This is a genomic window from Plantactinospora veratri, from assembly GCF_036421995.1.
In the GTDB taxonomy this organism is placed as follows: domain Bacteria; phylum Actinomycetota; class Actinomycetes; order Mycobacteriales; family Micromonosporaceae; genus Plantactinospora; species Plantactinospora veratri.
On the sequence record NZ_JAZGQL010000034.1, the window covers coordinates 65704 to 92535 of the forward strand.

Sequence of the window (26832 nt, forward strand, 5' to 3'; positions counted from 1 at the left end):
AGCCTGCGTTGGTCGGACTATCGGCGACCATAATTGTGCCGCACACCCCGAAACGGGGTCTCCGGCGGTTTTTCGAAAGCCATACCGAATATGGTGCGCCGGCTCAATTCGGGCGCCCCCCGTCCGCCGAATACCGATGACCGTCCACCCGGGCGAGCAGCTCGATCCGGCAGCCGGGCCGGTCCCCGCACCCACCGGCGCCGAAACGGTGGTCAAGCAGTACGTCGACGACCTGACCCTGGCTCTGGCCCAGCTCGAGACCGGCTCGGTGACCGACCTGCTGGAGTCACTGGTCCTCACCCTGCACTCGGGCCGCCGGGTCTTCGTGGCCGGCAACGGCGGCAGCAGCACGGCGGCGATCCACATCGCCAGCGACCTGATGGCGGCGGCGGGCACGCTCGGCGGTGCCTCCCAGGTCGTGGCGCTGACCGAGAACATCGCCCGGATCACCGCGATCGCCAACGACCACTCCTACGACGAGATCTTCTCCCGGCAACTGACCGGCTGGGGCAGGCCGCGCGACGCGCTGCTGCTGCTGAGCGTCAGCGGTCACTCGACCAACCTGGTCCGGGCGGCCCGGGTCGGCCGTGACCTCGGGATGACCGTGCTGGCGGCGCTCGGCAACGCCGGCGAGGTGGCGCGGCTCGCGGACCGGCTCGTCGTCTTCGGGCAGGCGGACTACGGCCTGACCGAGGACCTGCACGTCGCCCTCGGGCACATGGCGGTACGCGTGCTGCGCGGCGGCGACGCCTGCCGATTCAGCACGGCTGCGGCCGACGACGAGCCGGCCGGTGCCGGGGCGCAACGCGAGAAGGTTGGCGAGTTCGGTGAACCACTTCAGTTCTAGGCTCTTCCTCACCATTCGCTACCTCGTCGGCCTCTTCGGGCTGACCCTGACCCGAACCTCCACCGAACTCTCCAGCTATCGGATCCACGCCGGCCACGGGCGGTACGACGACTCCCGGCCGCTCCCCGCCGAACTGGCCGCGCTGCTGCACGACCGGAACCCGGACCTGGTGCAGCTCCGGCGGCGCTACCGGGAGCTGGCCTCGCCGTTCCGACCCGGCCGGTTCTGGCGGCGGAGCCGGCGGCTGCGCGACCTCGACCTGAAATACTTCCGTGGCGACAACGCCTACGTCTGGCAGCTACGCCAGCTCGGCGACAACGCCCGGCTGAAGTTCTTCCTCTTCGCGCGCTACGTCAGCTCGCTCGACACCCACAAGCTGCTCGACCGGACCAGCGAGGACGGCGCGTTCGGCTGCTGGACGTTCGACTTCGAGAGCCTGCCGACGGCCAGCCGGGACCTGCTCGACTCGATCAACGAGATCTACTTCCTGGACCGGCACTGGGGGCTGCTCTCCCGGACCGACTTCACCGTGGTCGACATCGGCGCCGGCTACGGCCGCCTCGCCCACCGGATGGTGGAGAGCGTTCCCGGCCTGAAGCGCTACCTCTGCGTCGACGCGATCCCGGAGTCGACCTTCCTCAGCGAGCACTACCTGCGACACCGCGGGGTCGAGCAGAAGGCGGTGGTCCTGCGGCTCGACGAGATGGCGGAGCGGCTGGCGGCCGAGCGGCCCGACCTGGCCGTCAACGTGCACAGCTTCTCGGAGATGCCGATCGCGGTTATCGAGTCCTGGATCGCCCTGCTGGCCCGGTGCGGCGTACCCGCGCTGCTGATCGTGCCGAACGAGGGCGACCGGCTGCTCAGCCTGGAGGACGACTACCTCCGGCGGGACTTCGCCCCGGTGCTCGAGCGCCACGGCTACGTCCTGGCGGCCCGCGAACCCACCATCGCCGACCCCGACGTACGGGACCTCGTCGGCGCCGGTGACTGGTTCCTGCTCTACCGCCGTGCCGGCACCGACCCGGCCGCCGAGGCGTCATGACCGGCGGCGGGATACCCGACGTGCCGCGACGCGAGCGGTCGACGCTGGAGTTCACCGGGCTGGACGGGGGCAGCGCCGAGCTGACCTGGGGGCAGCGCTTCGTCTGGGACATCCTGGAGTCGCTGGCCCCGGCCAACCACTACCTCAACATCCGGTTCCGGGTGCACCTGCCGGGCGACGCCACCCGGGAGCGGGTGCTGGCCGCGCTGCACACCCTCGTCCGCCGCCACCAGGCGCTGCGGACCCGGTTCACCGTCGGCCCGGACGGCGAGCCCCGGCAGCACTGCGACCGGGCGGGCGACCTGCCGGTGGAGATCTGCGAAACCGAGCCCGGCCGGGTACGCCGGGTCGCCGACCAGGACGAGGAACGGCTCTGGCGGGAGCCGTTCCGGCACGACGCCCAGTGGCCGCTGCGGGTGAGCCTCGTCGTGGCCGGTGGCCGCCCCCGGCAGGTCGTCTTCGTCCTCTCCCATCTCGCCGCCGACTCCTGGGGCTGCTTCGTGCTCCGCCGGGAGTTCCTCGAACTGCTCCGGGACGACCACGCCGAGCCGGCCGCAGGTTGGCAGCCGCTGGCCCGGGCCGGTTACGAGGCGTCGGCGCCGGGTCGCCGGGCCAACGACCTCGCACTGGCGTACTGGCGCCGGATGCTGGAGACCATGCCGTCGACCGCCTTCCCCACCCCGCCGGGGCCGGGCGGGACCCCGCTCTTCCCCGGCGTCGGCCTGCACTCGGTGGCGCTGGCGGCGGCCGTACAGGCCGTCTCGGTACGACACCGGGTCGGGCCGGCCGCCGTCCTGCTCGGCGCGCTGGCGACGGTCATCGGCGTCCGGACCGCTACCCGGGAGGTCCCGCTCTTCCTCGCCGGAGGCAACCGGTTCACCCCCGGCGACGCCGCCTCGGTGGGAACCTTCTACCAGGGAGCACCGGCGCTGATCCGGTTGGACGGCGGGTCGCTGGCCGGCACCATCCGCAACGCGCACCGGGCGTCGACGCTGGCGTACCTGCGGGGCCAGAGCGACCCCCGGGACGTCGCGCGGTTGCTGGCGGAGGTGCAGACCCGGCGGGGTGTCGACATCGACCTGGCGAGCACCGTCAACGTGGTACCCGAACCCGGCGTCGCGGGGCCGCCTCCGGCACCCCTCGGCGTCGCCGAGCTGCGCGAGCTGACCGCCGCCACCCGGGTCACCGAGCTGGCGGGCCGGGACAGCGAGCGGCTGACGTTGTACGTGCACGTCAAGTCGCTGCGCTCCCGCGCGGTCCTCGAACTCTTCTCCGACAGCCGCCACCTGCCGGCCGCCGACGCCGGCAAGCTGCTCGCCGGGCTGGAACTCGTCCTGATCGAGCTGCTCGACGTCGGGGACCTCGACCTCGACCGGGTGGCCGACCTCGTCGGGATCGCCACGCCGGCCCTGCACGCGGACCGGGGGGCCTGACGTGCTCTCCGTGATCATGCCGACCTACAACCAGGTCACCTGCCTGGACCTGACCCTCGGGTCCCTCGTCCGGCAGACCGCCGACCGGGACGGGTTCGAGGTGATCGTCGTCGACGACGCCTCGGCCCAGGACGTCCGTGCGGTGGTCCGTCGGCACGAGGCCGACCTGCGACTGCGGTACGTCCGGCACGACACCAACCGGGGGCGGTCGGCGGCCCGGAACTCCGGGGTCGCCCGGTCCCGGGCCGACCTGCTGCTCCTGATGGACGCGGACTCCTACGCCGCCCCGGACCTCGTGCAACGGCACCTGCGCCGGGCCGGCGGGCCGGACGCCGAGGTCGTCTACGGCCGGCGGATCGAGCCGAGCTGGGGAACGTTCACCCGGTTGCGGCAGGCGATACCCGACGAGGCCGACCTGCTGCCGATGGAGGGCGACCACCGCGACCTGCCGGGACGGGCCGACGGCGGCTTCGACGTCTACCGGCGTACCGGCTGGATGTTCGGCTTCACGCACAACCTCTCGCTCCCCCGCGAGCTCTACCTCCAGGTCGGTGGCTTCGACGAGGCGTTCGTCCGGTGGGGATACGAGGACACCGACTTCACCTACCGGATCTACCGGCACTTCGGTCGGGACAGCAGCCGCTTCCGCTACGACCCGGGCGCCGTCTGCTACCACACCCCGCACTTCCGGGACTGGGCGACGGAGTGGGAGAACACCAAGCCTGTCCTGCCGTACCTCGTCGACAAGTTCCGGCACTACGACGTCGAGTTCTTCACCCACCCGTCGGACAACCACCGCCGGGTCGCCCGGACGCTGCCGTTCTACGAGGAGTGCCGGGAGTTCGTCCGCGACCACCCGGCCCGGGTCACCGGCGACGCCGTACGCAAGGCCGTCGGCCTGCCGGACGCGGCGAGCAGTCTCTGGATCGGGTACGACGTCGGCACGGCGGCGTCGGCGGGCCGTGGCACGAGCATCGACCACGCCGTCGCGTACGGGCCGGACAATCCGCACCTGTTCGGCGTCCGGACGCCGTACCCGGACGGCTCCTTCGACTACGCCGTGCACCTCGACCTGTGGCGCATGCTCACCCCGATCGACCTCTCCGCGCTGATCCTGGACAGCCTCCGCATCGCCGAGGTGGCGCTGCTGGTGCTGTCGAAGGGGCTCCGCCGCGATCCGGCCGACGGGATCGGGATGATCGACGACCTGGACTACCTCCTCGCGATGCTCACTCCCCGATACTCCGCCGTCATCTCCCACGAGGACGACGAGATGGCCGTCGTCAGCCTGACCCGCCCCGGGTCGGCGACGGTGGCACCACCCGACCTCGGATCCGCGCCAGGCGGTGGACGGCGGTGACCGGCAACCGGCCGGTAGCGGGTCAGCCTCAGCTGGTAGGCCCGCAGCAGCACCCCGCTCGCCCGTCCGCCGTCGCCTTCGACCTCGACGGGACCCTGGTGGACCTGGAACGGTTTCACCACGACGCCCTGCTGCGGGCCGCCCGGGAGGTCGGGGTCGCGCTCAGGTGGGACGAGGCGCTGCGCCGGCTCCCGCACTTCGTCGGCGGCCCCGACGCACGGCTGGCGGCGGAGGTCGCGGCGCTGGCCGGCACCGGGGTCTCGCCGGCCGAGGTGCTCACCGCGAAACGCCGGTGCTTCGCCTCGCTGGTCGGTGCCGTCGACGAGATCGTGCCGCGTACCGGTGCGGCCGAGATCCTGCACCGGCTGGCCGACCGGGGTGTCCCGATGGCCGTCGGCACCGTCACCGAACGCGGGACCGCGCTCGGCATCCTGCGCCGGGCGGGGCTGCTCCCGCTCTTCGGCGCCGACCGGGTGGTGACGGCACGGGACGTAGCGGAGCTGAAGCCGGCGCCGCACGTCTACCGGGAAACCGCGCGACGGCTCGGCGTCCCCCCGGCGGGCCAACTGGTCTTCGAGGACTCGGTCACCGGCATCACCGCCGCCCGGTCGGCCGGCAGTCCGGTGGTGGCGATGCCGACCGTGCCGGACCGGGGTTACCTGGCGTCGGTCGGCGCGGCCGGAGCGACAGCCGTCTTCCCGGACTGGCGGCACCCGGAGCTGCCGCGACTGCTCGACCGGCTGCTGGGACCCGGCGTCCCGGAGCCGTCCCACGGAGGGCGGGCACGCCATGGCTGAACACGACCGCGGCCCGCTGACCCCGGCACAGCGGCGCCTCTGGTTCCTCGACCGGCTCGACCCGGGCGACGCCGCGTACACCATCTCCACCACCGTGCTGCTCCGGGGCGACCTCGACGTCGAACGGCTGCTCGGCGCCCTCGACACCGTGACCGCCCGGCACGAGAGCCTGCGGACCCGGTTCGTCGAGTCCGGCGGCGTACCGGCGCAGGAGGTGCTGGCGCCACGGGCGACGCCGGTGTACCGGGCCGACGTCTCCAGCGAGGACGAGGCCCGGCGGGCCGTCGAGGAGCTGATCGGCCGCCCCTTCGACCTGGCCGAGGGGCACCTGATCCGGGTCGGGCTGCTGCGCCTCGACGCGCGGACCCACGTGCTCTGCACCGCCGTGCACCACATCGTCGGCGACGGCTGGTCGATGAACCTGCTCTACCGGCAGGTCGCCGAGGCGTACCGGGGCGTCGAGCCGGCCGCGCCCGGCCTGCGCTACCTCGACCACGCCCGCTCCCGGCAGGGCGTCGACGAGGCGGCACTCGGGTACTGGCGGACGGCGCTGGCCCGGCCGCCGGTACTCGAACTGCCGCTGGACCGGCCACGCCCGGCGGTACGCACCTCGGCGGGCGTGTCGGTGGTCCGCGAGTTCGGCGCCGAGCTGTGGACCTCGGTACAGCACACGGCGCGGCAACTGCGTTGCACCCCGTTCATGCTGCTGATGACGGTCTACCAACTGACCCTGGCGCAGGCCAGCGGTCAGCAGGACATCTGTGTCGGTACCCCGGTCGCCGGCCGCGACGACGTGGCGGCGGAGTCGGTCTTCGGCTACTTCACCCGGATGCTGGTGCTGCGCGGCGACCTCTCCGGCGACGTGACGCTGCGCGACCTGGTGCTGCGGACCCGGGCGAACTGCCTGGCCGCCTTCGCCCACCAGGAGATCCCGTTCGAGCAGCTCGTCGCCGACCTCGACCTGCCGCGCGACCCGAGCCGCAACCCACTCTTCCAGGCCGCCTTCACCCTGCACTCCACGATGGACGTCTCGGCGACCGGCTTCGAGGGATTCGAGGGGCTGGCCGTCGAGGCGTTCGGGGAGGGATCGCGGCGCACCGTCACCGACGTCGCCATGGACGTCTTCGTCAGCTCGACGGCGATCAACACCCGGTCCGACGACGTCCGGATGGACATCCTGCTCACCTGTAGCGCCGACCTGTTCGCACCGGCCACCGCCGACGGCCTCGCCGACCGGTTCACCGCCGTGCTGCGCGCCGTCCTCGCCGACCCGGACACCCCGGTGCGGGCGCTACCGCTCGTCGACGAGGCGGCCCGGGCCGAGCTGACCCGGATCGGCACCGGGCCGGTCCTCGCCGACGGCCCGCCGCTGCTCGCCCGCATCGCCGGGGCGGTCGACGCCGCACCCGAGGCGATCGCCCTGGTCGGCGGCGCCGAACAGGTCAGCTACCGGGAACTCTGGGCACGTGCCGGGGAGCTGGCCGACGCGCTGCGGGCCGCCGGAGTCCGGCCCGGGCAGCTCGTCGGGGTGAGCCTGCCGCGCGGTCCCGATCTGGTCGTCGCCCTGCTGGCGACCTGGCGGGCCGGCGCCGGCTACCTGCCGGTCGACCCGGGACTGCCGCCCCGGCGCCGCGCCGCGCTGGTCGGGCAGGCCGCCGTCGCCGCCGTACTCACCGTCGAGGGTCTCCGGCCCGGCTCGACCGCACCGACCTGCGTGCCCGACCCCGGCTACGTCCTCTTCACCTCCGGTTCGACGGGTACCCCGAAACCGGTGCTCGTCGGCCGCGCCGCCCTGGCGGCACGCGTCGGCTGGATGGTCGACGCGTACCGACTGACCGGCACCGACCGGGTCGTGCAGTTCGCCGAACTGAGCTTCGACACCCATGCCGAGGAGATCTGGCCCACCCTGGCCGCCGGTGCCACCCTGGTGCTGCTCCCCGACGGTCCGCAGTCGCTGCCGGAACTGCTCGCCGCCGACCCGGCGATCACGGTCCTCGACCTGCCGACCGCGTACTGGCAGGAGCTGCTGGGCCTCGTGCCGGCCTGGCCGGCCGCGCTGCGGCTGGTGATCCTCGGTGGTGAACAGGTGGACGCGACCTCGGTCGCCCGCTGGCGCGACCGGCACGGCGACCGGATCCGGCTGACCAACACGTACGGGCCGACCGAGGCGACGATCATCGCCACGGCGGTCGACCTCGGGGCCGCCGACACCGCTCGCCGGCCACCGATCGGGCGGCCGATCGGCGGGGTCCGGGCGTACCTGCTCGACGAGGCCGGGCGGCTGGTGCCACGCGGGGCGGTCGGCGAACTCTGCCTGGCCGGTGCCGGGCTCGCCGACGGCTACCTCGGCCGGCCCGACCTGACCGCCGAGCGGTTCCGCCCCGACCCGTACGGCGGCGGTCGGCTCTACCGCACCGGTGACCGGGCCCGCTGGCGCCGGGACGAAGCCGTACTCGAATTCCTCGGCCGCCTCGACCGGCAGTTCAAGATCCGCGGGGTACGGGTCGAGCCGGGTGAGGTCGAGGCGGTGCTGACCGGGCATCCCGAGGTGGGCCAGGCCGTGGTCACCGCCCTCGGCGAGACGCTGGTCGCGTACGTGACCGGCACCGCCGCCGTTGCCGACGTCCGCGCCCACGCCGCCGACCGGCTGCCCGCGCCGCTGGTGCCGAGCGTGGTGGTGCCGCTGGCCGCGCTGCCGCTGACCCCGCACGGCAAGGTCGACACCGCGGCGCTGCCGCTGCCCTCGATCGCCGACGAGTCCCGGGCCGAATTCGAGGCGCCCCGGACCGACGCGGAGGAACTGGTCGCCGGGATCTTCGCCGAGCTGCTCCCGGTCGACCGGATGGGCGTGGCCGACGACTTCTTCGCCCTCGGCGGGCACTCGCTGCTCGCCGTCCGGGTGATCGCCCGGCTGCGGGCGGCCGTCAGCCTGGACCTGCCGGTACGGCTGCTCTTCCAGCAGCCCACCGTCGCCGGCTTCGCCCGCGCGGTCGAGGCGGCACTCGTCGCCGAGATCGACCGGCTCACCGAGGACGAGGCGGCGGCGCAACTCGCCGCCGCCCGGACGGGGGCACCATGACCGGCCGCATCCCGCCGCACCCGGCCGCACCGGAGCACGACACCGCGACCCGGCGCCGGGCGGAGACCGCCGCGCCGGGCACCGCCGTGACCGCCGTTGCCGGCCAGCTCTCCGCCACCAAACGCTCGCTGCTCGCCGCCCGGCTCAGGCCGGCCGCCGCGCCGGCCGAGGTCGTCCCGGCCCGGCCGCCGGGGACCACGGTGCCGCTCTCGCTCGCCCAGGAGCGGCTCTGGTTCATGGAGCAGTACGCGCCCGGTACGGCCGCGTACACCGTCCCGGTGGTGCTGCGGCTGCGCGGGACGCTCGACGCGACCGCACTGGAAGCCGCTCTCCGGACCGTCGCGGCCCGGCACGAGAGCCTGCGGATGCGCTTCGACGCCACCGTCGACGGCCGACCGGTGCTGCACATCGACGACACGGTGTCGATCCGGCTCGAGGTCGTCGAGGCGGCCGGTGCCGAGCTGACGGCCCGGGAGGCGTGGGTGCGTACCGCCGTCCAGGCCCGGCTGGCCGAACCGTTCGACCTGGCCCGGGGTCCGCTGCTGCGGGCCGCCCTCTACGGCCTCGCCCCCGACGACCACGTGCTCGCGCTCACCGTGCACCACATCGTCTGCGACGGCTGGTCGGCCGAGTTGCTCGTCGGCGAGGTCCTCACCCTGCTCGCCGCCGCCGGTGGCGCCGGGCCGGGCACCCCGACCGATCCCCTCCCACCGCTTCGCCGGCAGTACGGCGACTACGCGCTCTGGCAGCGGGAACGGCAGCGACAGCGGCTCGCCGACGGTACCCAGGACCGCGACGTCGCCTACTGGCGGGACCGGCTGGCCGGAGTACCTCCGCTGGAACTGCCCACCGACCGGCCGCGCCCCGCGGAGCCGGCCTTCCGGGGCGCGCCGGTCGGCGTGCACCTGGACGCCGGGTCGACGGCGGCACTGCGCCGGCTGGCGCTCGAGCACGGCGCCACCCTCTTCATGGTGGTGCTCGCCGCCTACGCGGCGGTGCTGGCCCGGTACGCCCGGCAGCACGACTTCGCCGTCGGGTCACCGCAGGCCGGGCGCAGCCACGCCGAGCTGGAGCCGATGATCGGCATGTTCGTCAACATGCTGGTCACCCGGGTCGACGCCACCGGCGACCCGACCTTCGCGGAGCTGGTCGCCCGGGTCCGGGACACCGTGCTGGACGGGTACGCCCACCAGGAGCTGCCGTTCGAGGAGCTGGTCACCGAGCTGGACCTGCCGCGCGACGTCGGCCGTTCCCCGATCTTCCAGGTCGCGCTCTCGATGCGCACTCCCGCCGCGCCGCCGCCGGCCTCTTCGCCCTCCCCGGGCGGCGCGGACGAGCGGCTGGCGGTGGCGCCCTTCGTCGTCGAGGCGGTGGCGACCCGGTTCGACCTGGAGCTGGACCTGGTGGCCGGGGAGACGCTCTCCGGCGCGTTCGTCTACCGCCGCGACCTGTTCGACGCCGAGACGGTCGAACGGATCGCCGACACCTTCGTCGAGCTCGTGCACGAGGTCGCCCGCGACCCGGACCGGCCGCTGCACCGCCTGCTCACCCTCGGCGGGGCGGCCCGGGAACAGGTGCTGGTCGGCTGGAACGACACCGCCGCCGACTTTCCGGCGGACGCGACCCTGCACGAGCTGGTCCAGGCCAGCGTCGCCGCCACCCCGGAGGCACCGGCCGTCACCTTCGAGGGGACCACGCTGAGCTACCGGGAGCTGGCCGAGCGGGCGAACCAGGTCGCCCACCGGCTCCGCGAACACGGCGCCGGGCCGGGACGGCTCGTCGCGGTCTGCGCACACCGCAGCCCGGAGCTGGTCGTCGCCCTGCTCGGCGTACTCGTCTCGGGTGCGGCGTACCTGCCGCTGGATCCGGACCACCCGGCCGAACGGCTCGGCTTCGTGCTCGCCGACGCCGACCCGGTGGCCGTACTCACCGCCGGGACGGCTGCGACCGCGTTGCCGCCGACCGACCGACCGGTGCTGGCCCTCGACGACCCGGCCGGCTGGGCGGGCGCCGCCAGCACCGCCCCCGAACCGCTGGCCGGGCCGGACGACCCCGCCTACGTGATCTACACCTCCGGCTCGACCGGGCAGCCCAAGGGGGTGCCGAACGGCCATCGCGGCGTCGTCAACCGGCTGCACTGGATGCAGCGCCGCTACGGACTCACCGCAACGGAGACCGTGCTACAGAAGACGCCGGCCGGTTTCGACGTCTCCGTCTGGGAGTTCTTCTGGCCGCTGCTGGCCGGAGCGCGGCTGGTGCTGGCCCGGCCGGACGGGCACCGGGACGCCGGCTACCTGCGCGACCTGATCGCGGCCGAGCAGGTCAGCACGGTGCACTTCGTGCCGTCGATGCTGGCGGTGTTCCTGGCCGAGGAGGGGATCGGACGGTGCCGGTCGCTGCGGCGGATCATCTGTAGCGGCGAGGAACTCCCGGTGGACCTGGCGCTGCGTACCCTCGCCGCGCTGCCCGGCGCAGAGCTGCACAACCTGTACGGGCCGACCGAGGCCGCCATCGACGTGACCGCGTACCACTGCATCGCCGAGAAGCTGACCGGCGCGGCCCGGGTGCCGATCGGCGCACCGATCGACAACATCCGGGTGTACGTGCTCGACGAGCGGGGCGAGCCGGTGCCGGTCGGCGTACCGGGCGAACTGCACCTGGCCGGCGTGGGGCTGGCGCACGGCTATCTCAACCGCCCCGAACTGACCGCCGAGAGATTCCGCACCGGCCCGGACGGTGAACGCCGCTACCGCACCGGCGACCTGGCCCGGTGGCGGCCGGACGGGACGCTCGACTTCCTCGGCCGGATCGACGGGCAGGTGAAGCTGCGCGGCCTGCGGATCGAGCTGGGCGAGATCGAGGTGGCGCTGCGCGACGAGCCCGGGGTACGCGACGCCGCCGTCGTCGTCCGCGAGGACAGCCCGGGAGACCGGCGGCTGGCGGCGTACCTGGTCGGGTCCGCCCCGGTGGACACCGCCGCGCTCCGGCTCGCCCTCAAGCGGCGGCTGCCCGACTACATGGTGCCGGCGACCTTCGTCGAGCTGCCCGAGCTACCGCTGAGCCCGAACGGCAAACTGGACCGGCGGCGGTTGCCGGCCCCGCCCCGGGTACGCGACCTCGACGCACCGTACCTCGCGCCGGAGACGGCCACCGAGATCCTGGTCGCCGAGGTCTGGGCCGAGGTGCTCGACGTGCCGAGGGTCGGTCTCGACGACGACTTCTTCGATCTCGGCGGGCACTCGCTGCTCGCCGTCCAGGTCGTCGCGCGGCTGCGCCGGGCCGCCGGTGCCGGCGTCTCCGTGCTGGACCTCTTCACCAACCGCACCGTACGCGAGCTGGCCCGGCTCGTCGCCGCCCCGCCGGAGCAGCGCGGTCCCCGGGACCTGGTGCACGAGCTGACCCGGCCGGTGCCCACCGCCCAGCGGGTACGCACCCTGGTCTGCGTGCCGTACGGCGGCGGCAGCGCCGTGGTCTACCAGCCGCTCGCCGACGCGCTGCCGGCCGGGCACCGACTCTTCTCCGTCGCCATCCCCGGCCACGACATCGGCCTGGACGAGGCCGCGCTCCCCTTCGACGAGCTGGCCGAGCGCTGCACCGAGGAGATCCTGGCCAAGGTCGACGGGCCACTGGCGCTCTACGGTCACTGCGGGGTCGGCTCCGCGCTCACCGTCGAGATCGCCCGCCGTCTGGAGCAGCGCGGGCGGGAACTCGAAATCGTCTACATCGGAGCGATCTTTCCGTTCGCCCGGCCACGCAGCCGGGTCTGGACCGCACTGTCCCGGCTGACCCGGATGGAGTCGATCCGCTCCGACAAGGCGTACGCCAACTGGTTGACCTCGATGGGCGTCGACATGAGCGACATCGAGCCGGGCCAGGCCCGGCAAATCATCCGGAACATGCGCCGGGACTCCGACAGCGCCGAGGCGTACTTCACGAGGCTGATGCACTCCGGCACCGAACGGCTCCGCGCGCCTGTCGTCACGGTGGCGGGCGAGCGGGACCCGGCGACCGAGTTCTACGCCGAACGGTTCACCGAGTGGCACTTCCTGACCGACCGCGCCGCGGTCGTAGTACTCGACGAGGCCGGACACTTCTTCCTCAGGTGGCGGGCCGAGGAGCTGGCCGAGATCGTCACCACCGTCGGCCCCGCCGTGCTGGCGGAGCGGACCGGGCCGCTGACCCGGCCGGCGCGCGGCGCGGCGCCGACCTGGTGGCTGCACGACACCTCCCGGTCGGCCGGCCGGGTCGCCACCGCCGGGCCGCAGCCCAGCATGGGGCGTTTCCTGGTCGTCGCGCTCGCCCAGCTCGTCTCCATCCTCGGTTCGACCCTCACCGACGTGGCCCTGCCGCTCTGGGTGCTCAAGGAGACCGGGTCGCTGCTGAACTTCGCGCTGCTCGCCGTCGCCGGGCTCGTCCCCGGGCTGCTGGTGCTGCCGGTGGCCGGAGCCGTCGTCGACCGGTACAGCAGACGTGCCGTGATCCTCTGCGGCGACGTCGGCGCGGGCGGCACCCAGCTGCTGCTCGGCCTCCTGCTCTGGACCGGGTCGCTCCAGGTGTGGCACATCTATCCGCTGATCGCGTTGCTGTCGGTGTCGCTCACCTTCCAGCGCCTCGCCTACAACTCGGCCATCGCGCAGCTGGTGCCGAAGCAGTACCTCGGGCACGCCAACGGCGTCGTACAGATGGTGACCGGCGTCGCCACCATCATGATGCCGCTGCTCTCGGTGGCGTTGCTCGCCGTGATCGACCTCGGCGGCATCCTCGTCATCGACGTGCTCAGCTACGCCGCCGCGATCGTCATCGTGCTGCTGGTGCGGTTCCCCCGGACGCTGGCGTGGCGGCGCCGGGAGAGCCTGACCGCCGAGATCCGCGAGGGGCTGCGGCTCTCCTGGGGACATCGGGGCTTCCGGTCGCTGCTGCTGTTCTTCATGAGCCTCAACGTGTTCCTGTCGCCGCTGTTCATGATGCTCACTCCACTGGTGCTGGCGTTCGCCGGCATCGACCAGGTCGCCCAGGTCTCGGTCGCGGGCGGCGTCGGGGCGTTCCTCGGCGGCTTGGCGATGAGCATCTGGGGCGGGCCCCGGCATCGCCGGCTCTTCACCGTGCTCTGCTGCACGCTGGTGCTGGCCGGCTTCTGCCTCGTCATCGGCCTGCGGCCGACGCTGTGGGTGATCGCGGTCGGCGCGTTCGGCATCTCGATGTGGCTGGTACTGCTCAACGGCGTCTACACCACGATCGTGCAGGTCAAGATCCCACAGCGGTTCCACGGCCGGGTCTTCGCGATCAACACCGTCATCGCCTGGTCGACCCTGCCGGTCGGCTGGACCCTGGTCGGCCCGGTCGGTTCCCGCCTCCTCGAACCGCTGATGGCCCCGGACGGGCTGCTCGCCGGCACGGTCGGCCGGGTCATCGGGGTCGGGCACGGCCGGGGCATCGGCCTGCTCTACCTGCTGCTCGCGGTCGCCATCGCGGCGGTGGCGCTGGTGGCGATGCGGCTGCCCCGGATCGCCCGCTTCGACGACGAGGTCCCGGACGCCCAGCCCGACGACCAGGTCGGGGTGGAGGCGTTGCGCCGCCGCGCCGCCTCCGCCCAGCCCGCCGGAGCGCAGTCCGGGGCGCAGTCCGGGGCGCAGCGGCCGGCCGCCGAGCGGGTGGCAGCCCGATGAGCGGCACCTCGGCCGGGGGCGCCGCCGGTGCGGGACGCGGCGTCGCTACCGGCGGCGGGGCGCGGCCGGCCCTCGGCCGCCGGCTGGGTGGAACCGGCCGGGTCGCCCTGACCGTGCCGCAACTGCTCGCCGCCCGGGCCGGCACCGAACCGTCGCACGTCGCCGTCAGCCAGGGCGCGGGCAGCCTCGACCTGGGCACCTGGCAGGCCCGGACCCAGGCGATCGCCGCCGGGCTGCGGGCGGCCGGGGTACGCCCCGGCGACCGGGTCGGGCTGCTCTACGGCGCCCAGGACTGGATCGGGTACGCCTGCTCCTACACCGGGGTGCTCGCCGCCGCCGCGGTGGCCGTGCCGCTCTCCACCCGCAGCGCCCCGGCGGAACTGGCGTACATGCTGGGGCACAGTGGAGCGGCGGCGCTGCTGCACGGGCCGACCGCGAAGCTGCCCGACGTGCCGGTCCGGTTCCGCTGGGGCCCCGACGACGTGGCGGCGCTGCCCGGGGCGGAGCTGCCCGGGGCGACGCTGCCCGGGGCGACGCTGCCCGGGGCGGAGCCGACGGCCGGACCGCGGCCCGGTGACCCGGCGCAGATCCTCTACACCTCCGGCACGACCGGTCGACCCAAGGGGGTCACCGCGACACACGCCAACCTGACCCACGGCTGCCGGCTCGACCCGCCGCTGCGGGCGCTGGCCCACTCCCGGCAGTTCCTGCACGCCTTTCCGATCGGCACCAACGCCGGCCAGACCATGCTGTTCAACGCGCTCGACGCACACGCCGGGATGCTGGTGACGGCCCGGTTCGGCCCGGACCACTTCGCCCGGCTGATCGAGCGGCACGGGGTGGGGAGCGTCTTCGTGGTGCCGGCGATGGCGATCGAACTGCTCCGCTCGGGCGCGCTGGAGCGGTACGACCTGAGCAGCGTGGTGCTGCTCGGCTCGACCGCCGCCGTCCTGCCGCCCGCCGTGGCGACCGGGCTGGCGGCCGCGCTGCCCGGCGCCACGATCGTCAACTACTACACCTCGACGGAGGCGGCGCCGACCCAGACCAGCGTGGTCTTCGGGCCCGATCGCCCGGCCGCGCTGGGCAGGGTGGTCGCCGGTGGGGCGCTCCAGGTCCGCGACGAGGACGGCCGGCCCTGCCCGGCCGGGGTGACCGGCGAGGTGTGGCTGCGCTGCGCGGGTACCGCCCGGTCCTATCACGACGATCCGGCGGCCACCCGGCAGGTGTTCCGGGACGGCTGGACCCGGATGGGTGACATCGGCTATCTCGACGGCGACGGCTACCTCTACCTCGTCGACCGGGAGAGCGACGTCATCAAGAGCGGTGCGGACAAGGTCTCCACGGTCGCGGTCGAGGCGGCCCTGCACGAGCACCCCGAGATCGTCGAGGCCGCCGTCTTCGGCCTGCCCGATCCGGTACTCGGGACCACCCCGGTGGCCGCGCTGGTGACCACCCGCCCGCTGCGCCTCGCCGAGGTACGCGGGTTCCTCGCCAGCCGGCTGGCCGGGCACGAGCAGCCCAGCCGGATCGTCCACGTCGACGAACTGCCCCGCAACGCGGGCGGCAAGGTGGTCAAGCACCGCCTGCGGGCCCTCTTCGACCAGCCCGACCCGACTCCGGGGGATCCGAGCAGCCGCCCACCGGAGGCAGCATGAGAGAGAACGGCGAGGCCATGACCCAGGCACCGAACCTCCTGTCACCCGAGCCGCCCGGTGCGCGCGCCCCGGTCGTCGGCACCGGACCCGACGGAGGTGGCCCGGCGGCCGGTCCACCGGTCGGAGTCCCGATGACCCTGACCCAGCAGGGCGTCTGGTTCACCGAGCGGGCCGGCGGGGCGTCGACGACGTACCTGCTGGCGGTGGCGCTGACCGTGCCGGAGCCGGTCGCACCGGCGGTGCTGGACCGGGCGTGGGCCGCGCTGACCGGCCGGCATCCGCTGCTCGCCGCGACCGTGGCCGAGGCGGACGGCGCACCGCTGCTGACCCCCACCGACCCGATGCCGGTCGCGCACCGGGCGGTCGAAGCGGACGCGCTCGACTCCGCCGTCGCCGCCGAACTCGCCGTCGGCTTCGACCTCACCGCCGGCCCGCTCGCCCGCTGCCTGGCGCTGCGGGTCGACGACGGCCGCACGGTGCTGCTGGTCGTCGCCCACCATCTGGTGCTCGACGGCGGCGGCAAGGACGTACTCGTCGCCGACCTGGCCGAGGCGCTCGCCGGCCGGCCGCTCGACGCCGGATCGCCCACCCGGCTGGGCGCCGCCGTACGGGCACAGGCCGGCCGGATCGCCGAGGCGCTCCCGGCGGCCCGCGACTTCTGGTCCGCCCGCCCGGCCCCGGCCGACGAGGTGCTGCTGCCCGGACTGACCGGTACGCCGAGCGCCGCCGAGCCCGCCACCCGACTCGACCTCGCCTGGGGCGGGGAACTGGACGCCGCGCTGACCGCCGGGGCGGCGGCGCTCGGGGTGACCCGGTTCGAGGTGCTGCTCACCGCCGTGCACGTGGTACTCGCCCGCTACGGCAACGGCACCGCCTCGGTCGCCGTCGACCTCTCCACCCGGTCCCCGGAGACCGCACCCGAACTCGGGATGTGGGTCAACGAACTGCCCGTCACCGTCGGCATCGACCTGGCGGCTCCCTTCGCCGAGCTGGTCCGGGCGGTACGCGCCGAGGCCCGGGCCGTATACCGGCACCGCGAGGTACCGCTCGGACGTGCCCTGCCCGGCCTGCCACCGCGCCCGGCGATGGCGCCGGTCTCGGTCAGCTACCGACGGCCGACCGAGAGTCCGTCCGGTGTGGACTGGCTGCTCGTCCCGGCGACGGTACGCAGCGCCCTGCACCTGCACCTGGTCGACACCCCGGCCGGGCTGACCGGGCGGATGCTCGTACCGGCCCGGCTGCTGCCGGTCGCCGACGCCGAGCGGATCGCCGGACACCTGCGTACCCTGCTCGGCGCGGCACTGGCCGAGCCCGACCGCCCGGTCGGCGACCTGGACCTGCTCGTCCCGGCGGAGCTGGCGCTGCTCGACCGGTTGAACGCCACCGCGCGCCCGCGCCCCGCCAGCACCGTGCTGGACCTGATCCGGGCGGCCGCCGAGGCCAGCCCGGACGCGGTGGCGGTGCACGCCGACGACGGCGCCCTGACCTACCGGGAGCTGGTCGCCGCCGCGCACCGGATCGGCCACGGGCTGCGCCGGCACGGCGTCGGCGCCGGTGACCTGGTAGGACTCTGCCCCCGCCGGGGCGTCGAACTCGTCGCCGGTGTGCTGGGCATCCTCGCCGTCGGGGCCGGCTACCTCCCGCTGGACCCGGGCTATCCGGCGAGCAGGCTGGAGTTCATCCTCGGCGACGCCGGGGTGAAGCTGGTCCTCGGGCACGTCGAGGCGACCGCCGCGCTCGGCGGGGTACCCGTCGAGCTGCTGCCGCTCGACGGTCTGGCCGCCTTCGCCGCCGAGCCGGAGACACCGCCCACCGCCACCGACCCGGACGGGCTCGCCTACGTCATCTACACCTCCGGCTCGACGGGCCGCCCGAAGGGCGTCGAGATCGCCCACCCGGCGTTGCTCAACCTCGTCACCGCGATGACCGAGCTGCTCGGTGCCGGCCCGGCGGACCGCTGGCTGCACCAGACCACCATCTCCTTCGACATCAGCGGACTGGAACTCTTCGCGCCGCTCTGCACCGGCGGCCGGGTGGTGGTGGCCGCCGACGCGACCGCCCGGGACGGCAGCGCGCTGGGCCGACTCGTCCGGGACGCCGGGATCACCCACGTGCAGGCGACCCCGTCGAGCTGGCAACTGCTGCTCGACGCGGGCTGGGCCGGGGCGCCGATCACCGCGCTCAGCGGCGGTGAGGCGCTGCCGCTCCCCCTCGCCCGGCGGCTGCGCCCGCTCGTCGACCGTCTGGTCAACGTCTACGGCCCGACGGAGACCACCATCTGGTCCACCGCCGCCGAGATACCGGCCGACCCGTCCCGGGTCACCATCGGCGGGCCGATCGCCAACACCACGCTGCACGTCCTGGACGCCCGGCTGCGTCCGGTGCCGGTCGGGGTACCCGGTGAACTCTGCATCGGCGGCGCCGGGCTGGCCCGGGGCTACCGGGGGCGGCCGGAACTCACCGCCGAGCGGTTCGTGCCGGACGGTACCGGCCGGCGGCACTACCGCACCGGTGACCGGGTACGGCTCGGTGCGGACGGAACTGTCGAGTTCCTCGGCCGGGCCGACAACCAGATCAAGCTGCGCGGTCACCGGATCGAGCTGGGCGAGGTCGAGCGGGCGTTGCTCGACGCGCCAGGGGTCGCCGAGGCGGCGGTGGCGGTCCGGGACGGCGAGCTGGTGGCCTATCTGGTCGGCGCGGGCGAGCTGGCGCCGATCCGCGCGCATGTCGCCGGTACGCTGCCCCGGTACATGATCCCGAGGGATCTCCGCTGGCTGGACGGGTTGCCGCGTACGCCGGGAGGCAAGCTCGACCGGGCCGCCCTGCCGACCCCGGAGCGCGGCCAGGTCACGCCGCCGGCCGCCGAGGTCGAGGCTGCCGGCCCGGCGGAGAGTGTGGCCCTGACCCGGGTCGTGGCCGGCATCTGGCAGGAGGTGTTGCGGGTCGACGAGATCGGCCCGGACGACAGCCTCTTCGACCTGGGCGGCCACTCGCTGACGATCATGCAGATCACCGCCCGGATCCGGCAGGCTCTCGGCGTCGAGGTGCCGTTCGACGTCTTCTTCGACACCCCGACCGTCGACGGGGTGGTCAGTGCCGTCGAGGAGTTGCGACAGGAGGAGCAGGAGTGACGACCGGAGAAGCAGGAGTGGTGACCGGAGGAGCCGACGTGACCGTTCCCGGGCTGCACCACGAGCTCGCCGGCCTGGTCGTCGAGGCCAGCGACGGCCAGATCAGTGCGGCGGACGCCCTGGCCGAGCCCGAGTCGCTCGGGCTGCTCGGCCTCACCTCACTCGGCCACGTGCGGCTGATCCAGGCCGTCGAGCACCGCTACGGCGTCGTGGTGGAGCCCGACGACGACGTCTCCGCGCTGGACACCGTGCCCGCGCTGGCGGACTACCTGCACCAGCGAGGGGTCTGACGGCGGACCCCGGCACCGCCGCCGGGACCCGGTCTGCCCGGCTGCCCGGCCCGGCGGTTCAGCGCTGGATGGACTTGGTCTCCAGGAACTCCTCCAGCCCCGCCCGGCCGAACTCGCGGCCGTTGCCGGACTGCTTGTAGCCGCCGAACGGGGCGAGCGGGTTCCAGTGGCCGCCGTTGACGTCGACCTGACCGGCGCGCAGCCGCCGGGCCACCGCGAGGGCGTGCGCGGGCTCGCCGAAGACTCCGGCGGTGAGGCCGTACACGGTGCCGTTGGCGATGGCGACCGCCTCGTCCTCGTCCGCGTACGGGATGATCGTCAGGACCGGACCGAAGATCTCCTCCTGGGCGACCACCGAGTACGGGTCGACGTCGGCGAAGATCGTCGGTCGGAGGTAGGCGCCCTCGGCCAGCCCCTCCGGCCGGCCGGTACCGCCGAAGACCAGCGTCGCGCCGTCGGCGATGCCCCGCTCGATGTAGCCGTGCACCTTCTCGCGGTGCGCCTCGGAGGCCATCGGGCCGATCCGGGTCGCCTCGTCGGTCGGCTCGCCGACGACGTACTCTCGGGCGGCGGCGACAGCCAGGGCCACGGCCTCGTCCTGCCGCGATGCCGGTACCAGCATCCGTGGCCAGGCGCCACAGACCTGACCGCCGTTGGTGAACGCCATCGCCAGGCCGGCCTGAACCGCCGTCGGCAGGTCGGCGTCGTCGAGGATCACGTTCGCGCCCTTGCCGCCGAGTTCCAGCGCGACCCGCTTTACTGTCCCGGCGGCGACGGCGGAGATCCGCCGGCCGGCCCGGGTGGAGCCGGTGAACGAGATCATGTCGATCTCCGGGTGGGCGGAGATCGCCTCGCCGACGACCGGTCCGGTGCCGTAGACGACGTTGAAGACCCCGGCCGGCAGCCCCGCCCCGGCGGTGACCTCGGCGAGGATCCGCGCGGTCAGCGGCGCGATCTCGGAGGGCTTGAAGACCATGGTGTTCCCGGCGACCAGGGCCGGCGCCAGCTTCGACACGATCTGCTGGAGCGGGAAGTTCCACGGGGTGATCGCCCCGACCACGCCGATCGGCTCGCGCACGATCAGTGAGTTGCCGATCTCCTCGGTCCAGGCGAAGTCGGCGGCCAGGGTGGCGAAGGACTCGGCCACGGCGACCGGGAAGCCGACCTGGGCGGTCCGGGACAGGCCGAGCGGGGAACCCATCTCGGCGGTGATCGCGGCGGCGATCTCCTCGGCACGGGTACCCAGGCCCTCGCCGATCCGCCGCACCACGGCGGCCCGCTCGGCGGGTGGGGTCGCGGCCCAGCCGGGGAAGGCGGCCCGGGCGGCGGCGACCGCCCGGTCCAGGTCGGCGACGGTACCGGCCGGCACCTCGGCGACCATTTCGCCGTTCGCCGGGTTCAGCACCGGGATGGTCTCCGGCGATTCCGCTGAGGTCCACTCGCCGTCGATCCAGTGTCCGGGTGCGCTCTGTGTTGGTCCAGTCATGGTGCCGAGTCTTGGCCCGGGGTTCTGGCCCAGCCAGGTACAGCCGATCCGTGGATCCCGGTCACCTGGTCGGCCGCCCGCCACGGTGCGACGATCGGCACCTCGGAGGAATTCCCGCAGGTCCGGGGATTGTTGCCGAAGTCGAACGGTCGGCGGGCGGCCGGCGGGCATGGACGAGGAGGAGGACGCCGTGGACCGGGTCCGGCTGGCCGAGTTCCTCCGGAGCCGGCGCGAGGCGCTGCAACCGGAGGATGTCGGGCTGCCCCGGGGACAGCGGCGGCGGCGTACCGGCGGGCTGCGCCGGGAGGAGGTCGCCGCGCTCAGCGACATGTCGACCGACTACTACAGCCGGATCGAGCAGCAGCGCGGCCCGCGCCCGTCCGAGCAGATGCTCGCGGCGATCGCCCGTGGCCTGCGCCTGTCGTTGGAGGAACGGGACCACCTGTTCCGGCTCGGCGGATATCCGACGCCGGGGCGGGTACGCCGGGCCGACCACATCAACCCGGGCATGATGCGCATCTTCGACGGGCTCGGCGACGCGGCCGCCCAAGTGGTCAGCGACCTCGGCGAGACGTTGCGGCAGACCCTGCTCGCCACCGCGCTGCTCGGCGACGAGACCCGGCACGCCGGGTTGGCCCGCAGCCTGCACTACCGCTGGTTCACCGAACCGGACAGCCGGCGCATCCACCCCGAGGACGACCATCCCGGACACAGCCGGCTGCTCGTCGCCGACCTGCACCGGGCGTACACCCGGGCCGGTCGGGACTCCCGGGCCGGTGAGATCGTCGACGGGCTGCTCAGCCGCAGCCCGGAGTTCGCCGAGCTGTGGCGCGAGCACCCGGTCACCGGCCCGTACTGTGCGGCGAAGCGGATCCGGCATCCCCGGTTCGGGCTCCTCGAGCTGCACTGCCAGGTCCTGCTCGATCCGGACCAGTCCCAGTCGCTGCTGGTCTTCACCGCCACCCCCGGCAGCGAGAGCGCGGAGAAGCTGCGACTTCTGTCGGTCGTCGCCGGCCAGGAGTTCTGAACTGTCCCAGGCCGGACTGTCCCAGGCCGGTTCCTGGGCGTCAGCTCTTGAGGAAGGCGAGCAGGTCGTTGTTGACCTGGTCCTGGAGGGTGGCGGTCAGCCCGTGCGGCGCGCCCCGGTAGTAGATCTCCTGGGCGTTGGCGATCAACTGGGCGGTCTTCCGGGCCGAATCCTTCACCGGGACGATCTGGTCGTCCTCGCCGTGCATCACCAGGGTCGGTACGTCGAACCTGGCGAGGTCGTCCCGGAAGTCCGTCTCGGAGAAGGCCCTGATGCTCTCGTACGCGTTCTTCATGCCGGCCTGCATGCTCCAGAGCCAGAACTGGTCGAGGATGCCCTTGGAGACCTTCGCCCCGGGCCGGTTCGCGCCGTAGAACATCTGCGCCAGGTCCTGGTAGAACTGCGACCGGTCGGCGAAGAGCTTGGCCCGCAGTTCGTCGAAAACGTCGATCGGCAGCCCCTCGGGGTTGTCCGGAGTCTGCACCATGATCGGCGGCACGGCGGAGATGAGCACCGCCCTGGCGACCCGGCCGGTGCCGTACCGGCCGATGTAGCGGGCCACCTCACCGCCGCCCGTCGAGTGGCCGACCAGCGTCACGTCGGTCAGGTCCAGCGCCTCCAGTACGGCGGCGAGGTCGTCGGCGTAGCCGTCCATGTCGTTGCGGGTCGAGGCCTGACCGGACCTGCCGTGCCCCCGACGGTCGTGCGCGACCACCCGGAAACCATGCTGCACCAGGAACAGCAACTGGCCGTCCCAGGCGTCCGCACTCAACGGCCAGCCGTGTGAGAAGGTCACGACCGGGCCGGAGCCCCAGTCCTTGTAGTAGATCTCCGTGCCGTCCTTGGCGGTGACGAAGCCCATGACTCCCCCGTACGTCGCGATCGGTCGAGCGCCGACGTACCCGATTTAGACACAGGTCGGGCCTGGTGTAGGGCGGTTTGCCGGAATCCGCCCGGCCGTGGCCGTCAGCTCCGAGCGGCGAACTGACGCAGCTTGTCCGGATTCAGCACGAGGAAGAGGCGCTCGACGCCCCGGTCGGTGGCCGCCAGGGCGAGCAGCGCCTCCGGGGTCCCGTCGGCGGCCGCCACGAGCAGGCTCTCCGTGCCGTTGGCCAGCACCGTCCGGAGCACCGACTCGCTCCAGTACTTCCGCAGCACGTTGTCGAGCAGCGTCGTCACCCGGGCCACGCCGTACAGGTCCTTCCGGGAGGCGTGCACCCGTCCCCCGCCGTCGGAACTGGCGATCACGTCGGCCGCGAGCAGCCGCTCCAGCGCGGCCAGGTCGCCACTCCGGGCCGCCGCCCGGAACGCCTCGACCAGCCGCCGGTGTTCGGCCCGGCCGACGGGTGTCGAGCGCGCCGAGGCGAGGTGCCGGCGGGCCCGGCTGGACAGCTGCCGGGCGTTCGCCTCGGTCGTACCCAGCACCTCGGCGACCTGCCGGTGGGCGTAGTCGAACGCCTCCCGCAGCACGTACGCCGCCCGCTCCGCCGGGGCGAGCTTCTCCAGCAGCAGCAGGACCCCCAACTCCAGCCCCTCCGCCCGCTCGGCGCCGAGCGCCGGATCGGCCGAGGTGTCCACCGGCTCCGGCAGCCACGGCCCGACGTACGTCTCCCGGCGCGCCCGGGCCGCCGTCACCGCGTTGATCGCCAACCGGGTCGTCGTGGTGGTGAGGAACGCCGCGGGGTTCCGGACGCTCCGGCGATCCGCCCCCTGCCAGCGGAGCCAGGCGTCCTGCACGACGTCCTCGGCGTCCCCGACACTGCCGAGCATCCGGTAGGCGATGCCGAACAATCGTCCCCGGATCGCCTGGAAGTCCGCCAGGTCGTTGGTCTGTCCGGACTGTTCCGTCTCTCCGTCGGTCACGGGCTGCACCACGCCATCGTCCACGCGCTCGGGGGCTGGTGGCAAAGTACCGTCGGCGCCCGACCGGCGACCGGGGGATCGGTGGACCCCGGGCGGTTCGGCGGCCGACCCAGCGGGCTCAGCGCGGTGTGGGCCCGGCCTCCGGCCAGCGTGGCGGGCCGGCCGCAGGCCGGGCAGACAACGTGCCGCGTCGACGGCTACCGCCCGCCCCCGTCCACCGCACGCCGCTCCGCCAGCCGGATGCTCCCTGTCCGGGCCTCACCGAGCGGAACCAGCGCGTCCTCGGCCACCTCGGCGCCGTAGTACCCGGCGGCCGGGTCGGCCACCACCTGTCGAGGGTCCTGCTGCGCGCGCAGCACCGACCGGATCACCTCGTCGAGGCGGGACCGCTCGGGGCCGGCCACCTCGACGATGCCGCCGACCGGGGCACCGAGCGCGACGTCCGCCACCGCGGCCGCCACGTCGTCGGCGGCGATCGGCTGGAAGAGCACCGGTCCCAGGCGTACGGTGTCGCCGTCGGTTCCGATGTCGGCGATGGCGCCGAGGAACTCGAAGAACTGCGTCGCCCGCACGATCGAGTACGGCACCGGCCCCGCCGCGATCACCCCCTCCTGCGCCACCTTCGCCCCCATGTACCCGATGTTCGGCATCCGGTCCGCGCCGACGACCGAGAGCGCCACGTGGTGGCCCACCCCGGCCGCCGCCTCGGCCGCGAGCAGGTTGCGGGTGGAGGTCTCGAAGAACTCCCGCGCCGCGGCCGGCTCGAAGGACGGCGAGTTCGACACGTCCACCACGACGTCGGCCCCGTCGAGCGCCTCGGCCAGCCCCTCGCCGGTCACCGCGTTCACGCCGGTCTTCGGGGACGCGGCCACCGCCTGGTGGTCCCGGGCGGCGAGCAGCTCCACGACCTTGCTGCCGATGAGTCCGCTGCCGCCGACAACGACGATCTTCATCTTGGTTCCTCTGGTTCGGTCTGTTCCGTGGCGCCGGAGGCGCCCTGTCACCCACAACGACCGGGCGGGACGGTGATTCGTGACAGCGGCCGGTCACCCGCCGTTTCTGGTCTCCCCCGGTGAGCCTCCGCGACACCTCGCGGAACCGATCCGGACGATCCCGATCCGGATCACGCCCCGGCCGACCGGTAGCGACCCGGCCGCCCTGTCCAGACCGGAATGTCCGAGTCTGCGGGCAGCAACCGACAGCTGCTCGACATCCTTGGTCGGTGGGACCGGCTCGACGCCTACGGTCGCGGATCGGTCGACGTCGCGCGGTAGCCCCGGTCGGCCTGCCGTCGGTCTCCGGTGCCCCGGCCGGCCGCCAGCTCAGGCCGGTGTCGGGTGCAGCACCGAGCGCAGGCAGCCGTCCTGCTTCTTCTCGAACAGCTCGTAGCCGCGCACGCCGTCGGTCAGCGGCAGCGGATGGGTGGCGAGGTAGCCGGGATCGATCTCACCGTTGGCCAGCCGTTCCAGGAGCATCGGGATGTAACGCTGGGCGTGCATCTGGCCCATCCGCAGCACCAGCGCCTTGTTCATCGCGGCCCCGAGCGGGAACTTGTCCACGAAGCCGCCGAAGACCCCGACGATGCTCACCGTACCGCCCTTGCGGCAAGCCATGATCGCCTGCCGTACCGCCGTCGGCCGGTCGCTCTGCAACCGCACGGCCTGCTTGATCCGGTCGTACCGGTACCCCGGACCGACGTCGTGGGCCTCCATCCCGACCGCCTCGATGCAGGCGTCCGGCCCCCGGCCCCCGGTCAGCTCCCGCAACGCGGCGAGCACGTCGACCCGGCTGTAGTCGATGGTCTCCACGCCGATCCGCTCCTGCGCCACGCGGAGCCGTTCGGGCAGCCGGTCGATCACGATCACCCGCTCGGCACCGAGCAGTTGGGCGGAGCGGGCGGCCATCTGACCCACGCCGCCGGCACCCCAGACCGCGACCACCTCACCGCCACGGAGGTCGCAGAAGTCGGCGGCCATCCAGCCGGTCGGCATGGCGTCGGAGGCGAACACCACGGCGTCGTCGGGGACCCCCTCCGGGACCGGGAACGCGCCGACGTCGGCGAACGGCACCCGGACGTACTCGGCGTGGCTGCCGGCGAAACCACCGGCGGCGTGCGAATAGCCGATGATTCCCGCCGGCGCGTGCCCCCACAGTGTCTCGGTGAGGTTCGGCTGCGGATTGGAGTTGTCGCAGAGCGAGTACTGGCCGGTGCGGCAGTACCAGCAGCCGCCGCAGGCGAGTACCGATCCGACGACCACCCGGTCACCGACCTTGAGCTTCCCGACTTCCGGTCCGACCTCGACCACCTCGCCCATGAACTCGTGGCCGAGGATGTCACCCTCGCGCATCGCCGGCAGGTAGCCGTTGATCAGGTGCAGGTCGGAGCCGCACACGCTGCTCGCCCGCACCCGGACGATCACGTCACCCGGGCCCTGGATCGTCGGGTCGGGAACCTCCCGCACGCGCAGCTTCCCGACACCCTCCCAGCACAGTGCCTTCACGCCCGCCCTCCCGCCGACAGCTTCTCCCGGACGACCCGGGTGGTCCGCTCCGTGATGCCGGCCCGGCCGGACGGCTCGGACATGGTGGAGACCACCTCCCCGGCCTCGATCAGGGACTTGGCCCGCCGCAGCACCGTACGGAGCACCTGGTCGAGGTCGCGTCCCCGGAACACCGCCGCCTGGTGTCCGACCCGGCTCTCCGGGTAGCGCAGCTCGACCCGCACCTCGGTGCCCCGGGCACCCGGCGCGGAAACCAGTTCGAGCCGGCCCTCGTGCGGCGTCGGCCCGTCCTCGACGTGCCAGTGGAACGGGCCGGTCGCGGAGTCGGCGCGGACCTCGACGGCCCGCTCGGCAGTCCCGGGCCCGCCGGGCACGATGTGGCGCCGCCCGCCGTCACCCGCGCGCACCTCGACCGGCCGGTCCAGCATCACCGAGAGCTGCCCCGACTGTCCGCAGAACTCCACGATGGACTCCGCCGAACGGTCGACGGTCACCGCGCGGACGGTCCGGTAGCCGTCGTCCTGACGCGCCGGCAGCGACTCCCGGCGCCGCCGCGCGAGCAGCCCCACTCCCACGCCGGCCGCCACCGTCACCGCCAACCATCCACCGACCCTGCCAACCATGCCGCTCCTCCCAACCCGAAGCCGGCGGCCGT

At 73.7% G+C, this 26832-nt stretch carries 17 protein-coding genes; 11 read left to right on the forward strand and 6 right to left on the reverse strand.

The window, feature by feature from the left end; genetic code table 11:
• Positions 1-136 precede the first annotated feature (136 nt).
• The 10 genes from V1634_RS32145 to V1634_RS32190 all read left to right on the forward strand — a co-directional run bounded on the left by V1634_RS32145 (position 137) and on the right by V1634_RS32190 (position 19300).
• Positions 137-847: a D-sedoheptulose-7-phosphate isomerase gene (locus V1634_RS32145; RefSeq protein WP_331210541.1), complete on the forward strand. Its 711-nt coding sequence runs from the start codon at positions 137-139 to the stop codon at positions 845-847.
• A complete protein-coding gene (locus V1634_RS32150; protein WP_331210542.1) occupies positions 828-1889 on the forward strand; it encodes a putative sugar O-methyltransferase in 1062 nt (353 codons plus the stop codon). Before V1634_RS32145 ends, V1634_RS32150 begins: the two co-directional genes overlap by 20 nt.
• 20 nt (positions 1890-1909) lie before the next feature.
• Positions 1910-3322 (forward strand): condensation domain-containing protein, encoded by a 1413-nt coding sequence (locus tag V1634_RS32155; protein WP_331210543.1) that lies wholly within the window; start codon positions 1910-1912, stop codon positions 3320-3322.
• A 1-nt stretch (position 3323) separates the two neighbouring features.
• Positions 3324-4682, forward strand: coding sequence for a glycosyltransferase family 2 protein (locus tag V1634_RS32160; protein WP_331210544.1), 1359 nt, complete (start codon positions 3324-3326; stop codon positions 4680-4682).
• Entirely contained in the window at positions 4679-5479 is an 801-nt protein-coding gene (locus tag V1634_RS32165; protein ID WP_331210545.1) for an HAD family hydrolase, read from the forward strand. The genes V1634_RS32160 and V1634_RS32165 overlap by 4 nt, the downstream gene beginning before the upstream one ends.
• A complete protein-coding gene (locus V1634_RS32170; RefSeq protein ID WP_331210546.1) occupies positions 5472-8558 on the forward strand; it encodes a condensation domain-containing protein in 3087 nt (1028 codons plus the stop codon). The genes V1634_RS32165 and V1634_RS32170 overlap by 8 nt, the downstream gene beginning before the upstream one ends.
• On the forward strand, positions 8555-14224 hold the full coding sequence (locus V1634_RS32175) for a non-ribosomal peptide synthetase/MFS transporter (protein ID WP_331210547.1): 5670 nt from the start codon (positions 8555-8557) through the stop codon (positions 14222-14224). Before V1634_RS32170 ends, V1634_RS32175 begins: the two co-directional genes overlap by 4 nt.
• Positions 14221-15879, forward strand: a complete 1659-nt coding sequence (locus V1634_RS32180; RefSeq protein ID WP_331210548.1) for a class I adenylate-forming enzyme family protein — start codon at positions 14221-14223, stop codon at positions 15877-15879. Before V1634_RS32175 ends, V1634_RS32180 begins: the two co-directional genes overlap by 4 nt.
• Positions 15880-16010: 131 nt before the next feature.
• Positions 16011-19010 (forward strand): non-ribosomal peptide synthetase, encoded by a 3000-nt coding sequence (locus V1634_RS32185; RefSeq protein WP_331210549.1) that lies wholly within the window; start codon positions 16011-16013, stop codon positions 19008-19010.
• 38 nt (positions 19011-19048) lie between these two features.
• On the forward strand, positions 19049-19300 hold the full coding sequence (locus tag V1634_RS32190; protein WP_331210550.1) for a phosphopantetheine-binding protein: 252 nt from the start codon (positions 19049-19051) through the stop codon (positions 19298-19300).
• A gap of 58 nt (positions 19301-19358) precedes the next feature.
• Here V1634_RS32190 and V1634_RS32195 read toward each other — a convergent pair whose 3' ends face one another.
• Positions 19359-20786, reverse strand: a complete 1428-nt coding sequence (locus tag V1634_RS32195) for an aldehyde dehydrogenase family protein (protein ID WP_331210551.1) — start codon at positions 20784-20786, stop codon at positions 19359-19361.
• Between the two features lie 169 nt (positions 20787-20955).
• Between V1634_RS32195 and V1634_RS32200 the strand changes: the two genes are divergently transcribed.
• Entirely contained in the window at positions 20956-21813 is an 858-nt protein-coding gene (locus V1634_RS32200) for a helix-turn-helix transcriptional regulator (protein WP_331210552.1), read from the forward strand.
• 40 nt (positions 21814-21853) lie between these two features.
• Here V1634_RS32200 and V1634_RS32205 read toward each other — a convergent pair whose 3' ends face one another.
• The 5 genes from V1634_RS32205 to V1634_RS32225 form a co-directional block, all read right to left on the reverse strand.
• A complete protein-coding gene (locus V1634_RS32205) occupies positions 21854-22675 on the reverse strand; it encodes an alpha/beta fold hydrolase (protein ID WP_331210553.1) in 822 nt (273 codons plus the stop codon).
• Between the two features lie 104 nt (positions 22676-22779).
• Positions 22780-23676, reverse strand: coding sequence for an RNA polymerase sigma-70 factor (locus tag V1634_RS32210; RefSeq protein ID WP_331210554.1), 897 nt, complete (start codon positions 23674-23676; stop codon positions 22780-22782).
• 197 nt (positions 23677-23873) lie between these two features.
• Positions 23874-24629: an SDR family oxidoreductase gene (locus V1634_RS32215; RefSeq protein WP_331210555.1), complete on the reverse strand. Its 756-nt coding sequence runs from the start codon at positions 24627-24629 to the stop codon at positions 23874-23876.
• Between the two features lie 369 nt (positions 24630-24998).
• Positions 24999-26177, reverse strand: coding sequence for a zinc-dependent alcohol dehydrogenase (locus tag V1634_RS32220; RefSeq protein ID WP_331210556.1), 1179 nt, complete (start codon positions 26175-26177; stop codon positions 24999-25001).
• Positions 26174-26800: a cyclase gene (locus V1634_RS32225; protein WP_331210557.1), complete on the reverse strand. Its 627-nt coding sequence runs from the start codon at positions 26798-26800 to the stop codon at positions 26174-26176. Before V1634_RS32225 ends, V1634_RS32220 begins: the two co-directional genes overlap by 4 nt.
• Positions 26801-26832: the final 32 nt, after the last annotated feature.

Coding starts and splice junctions, on each gene's coding strand:
- V1634_RS32205 (WP_331210553.1), bottom strand. CDS start 22,675: ATGGGCTTCGTCACCGCCAAGGACGGCACGGAGATCTACTACAAGGAC.
- V1634_RS32225 (WP_331210557.1), bottom strand. CDS start 26,800: ATGGTTGGCAGGGTCGGTGGATGGTTGGCGGTGACGGTGGCGGCCGGC.
- V1634_RS32200 (WP_331210552.1), top strand. CDS start 20,956: ATGGACGAGGAGGAGGACGCCGTGGACCGGGTCCGGCTGGCCGAGTTC.
- V1634_RS32180 (WP_331210548.1), top strand. CDS start 14,221: ATGAGCGGCACCTCGGCCGGGGGCGCCGCCGGTGCGGGACGCGGCGTC.
- V1634_RS32185 (WP_331210549.1), top strand. CDS start 16,011: ATGACCCTGACCCAGCAGGGCGTCTGGTTCACCGAGCGGGCCGGCGGG.
- V1634_RS32170 (WP_331210546.1), top strand. CDS start 5,472: ATGGCTGAACACGACCGCGGCCCGCTGACCCCGGCACAGCGGCGCCTC.
- V1634_RS32145 (WP_331210541.1), top strand. CDS start 137: ATGACCGTCCACCCGGGCGAGCAGCTCGATCCGGCAGCCGGGCCGGTC.
- V1634_RS32175 (WP_331210547.1), top strand. CDS start 8,555: ATGACCGGCCGCATCCCGCCGCACCCGGCCGCACCGGAGCACGACACC.
- V1634_RS32215 (WP_331210555.1), bottom strand. CDS start 24,629: ATGAAGATCGTCGTTGTCGGCGGCAGCGGACTCATCGGCAGCAAGGTC.
- V1634_RS32195 (WP_331210551.1), bottom strand. CDS start 20,786: ATGACTGGACCAACACAGAGCGCACCCGGACACTGGATCGACGGCGAG.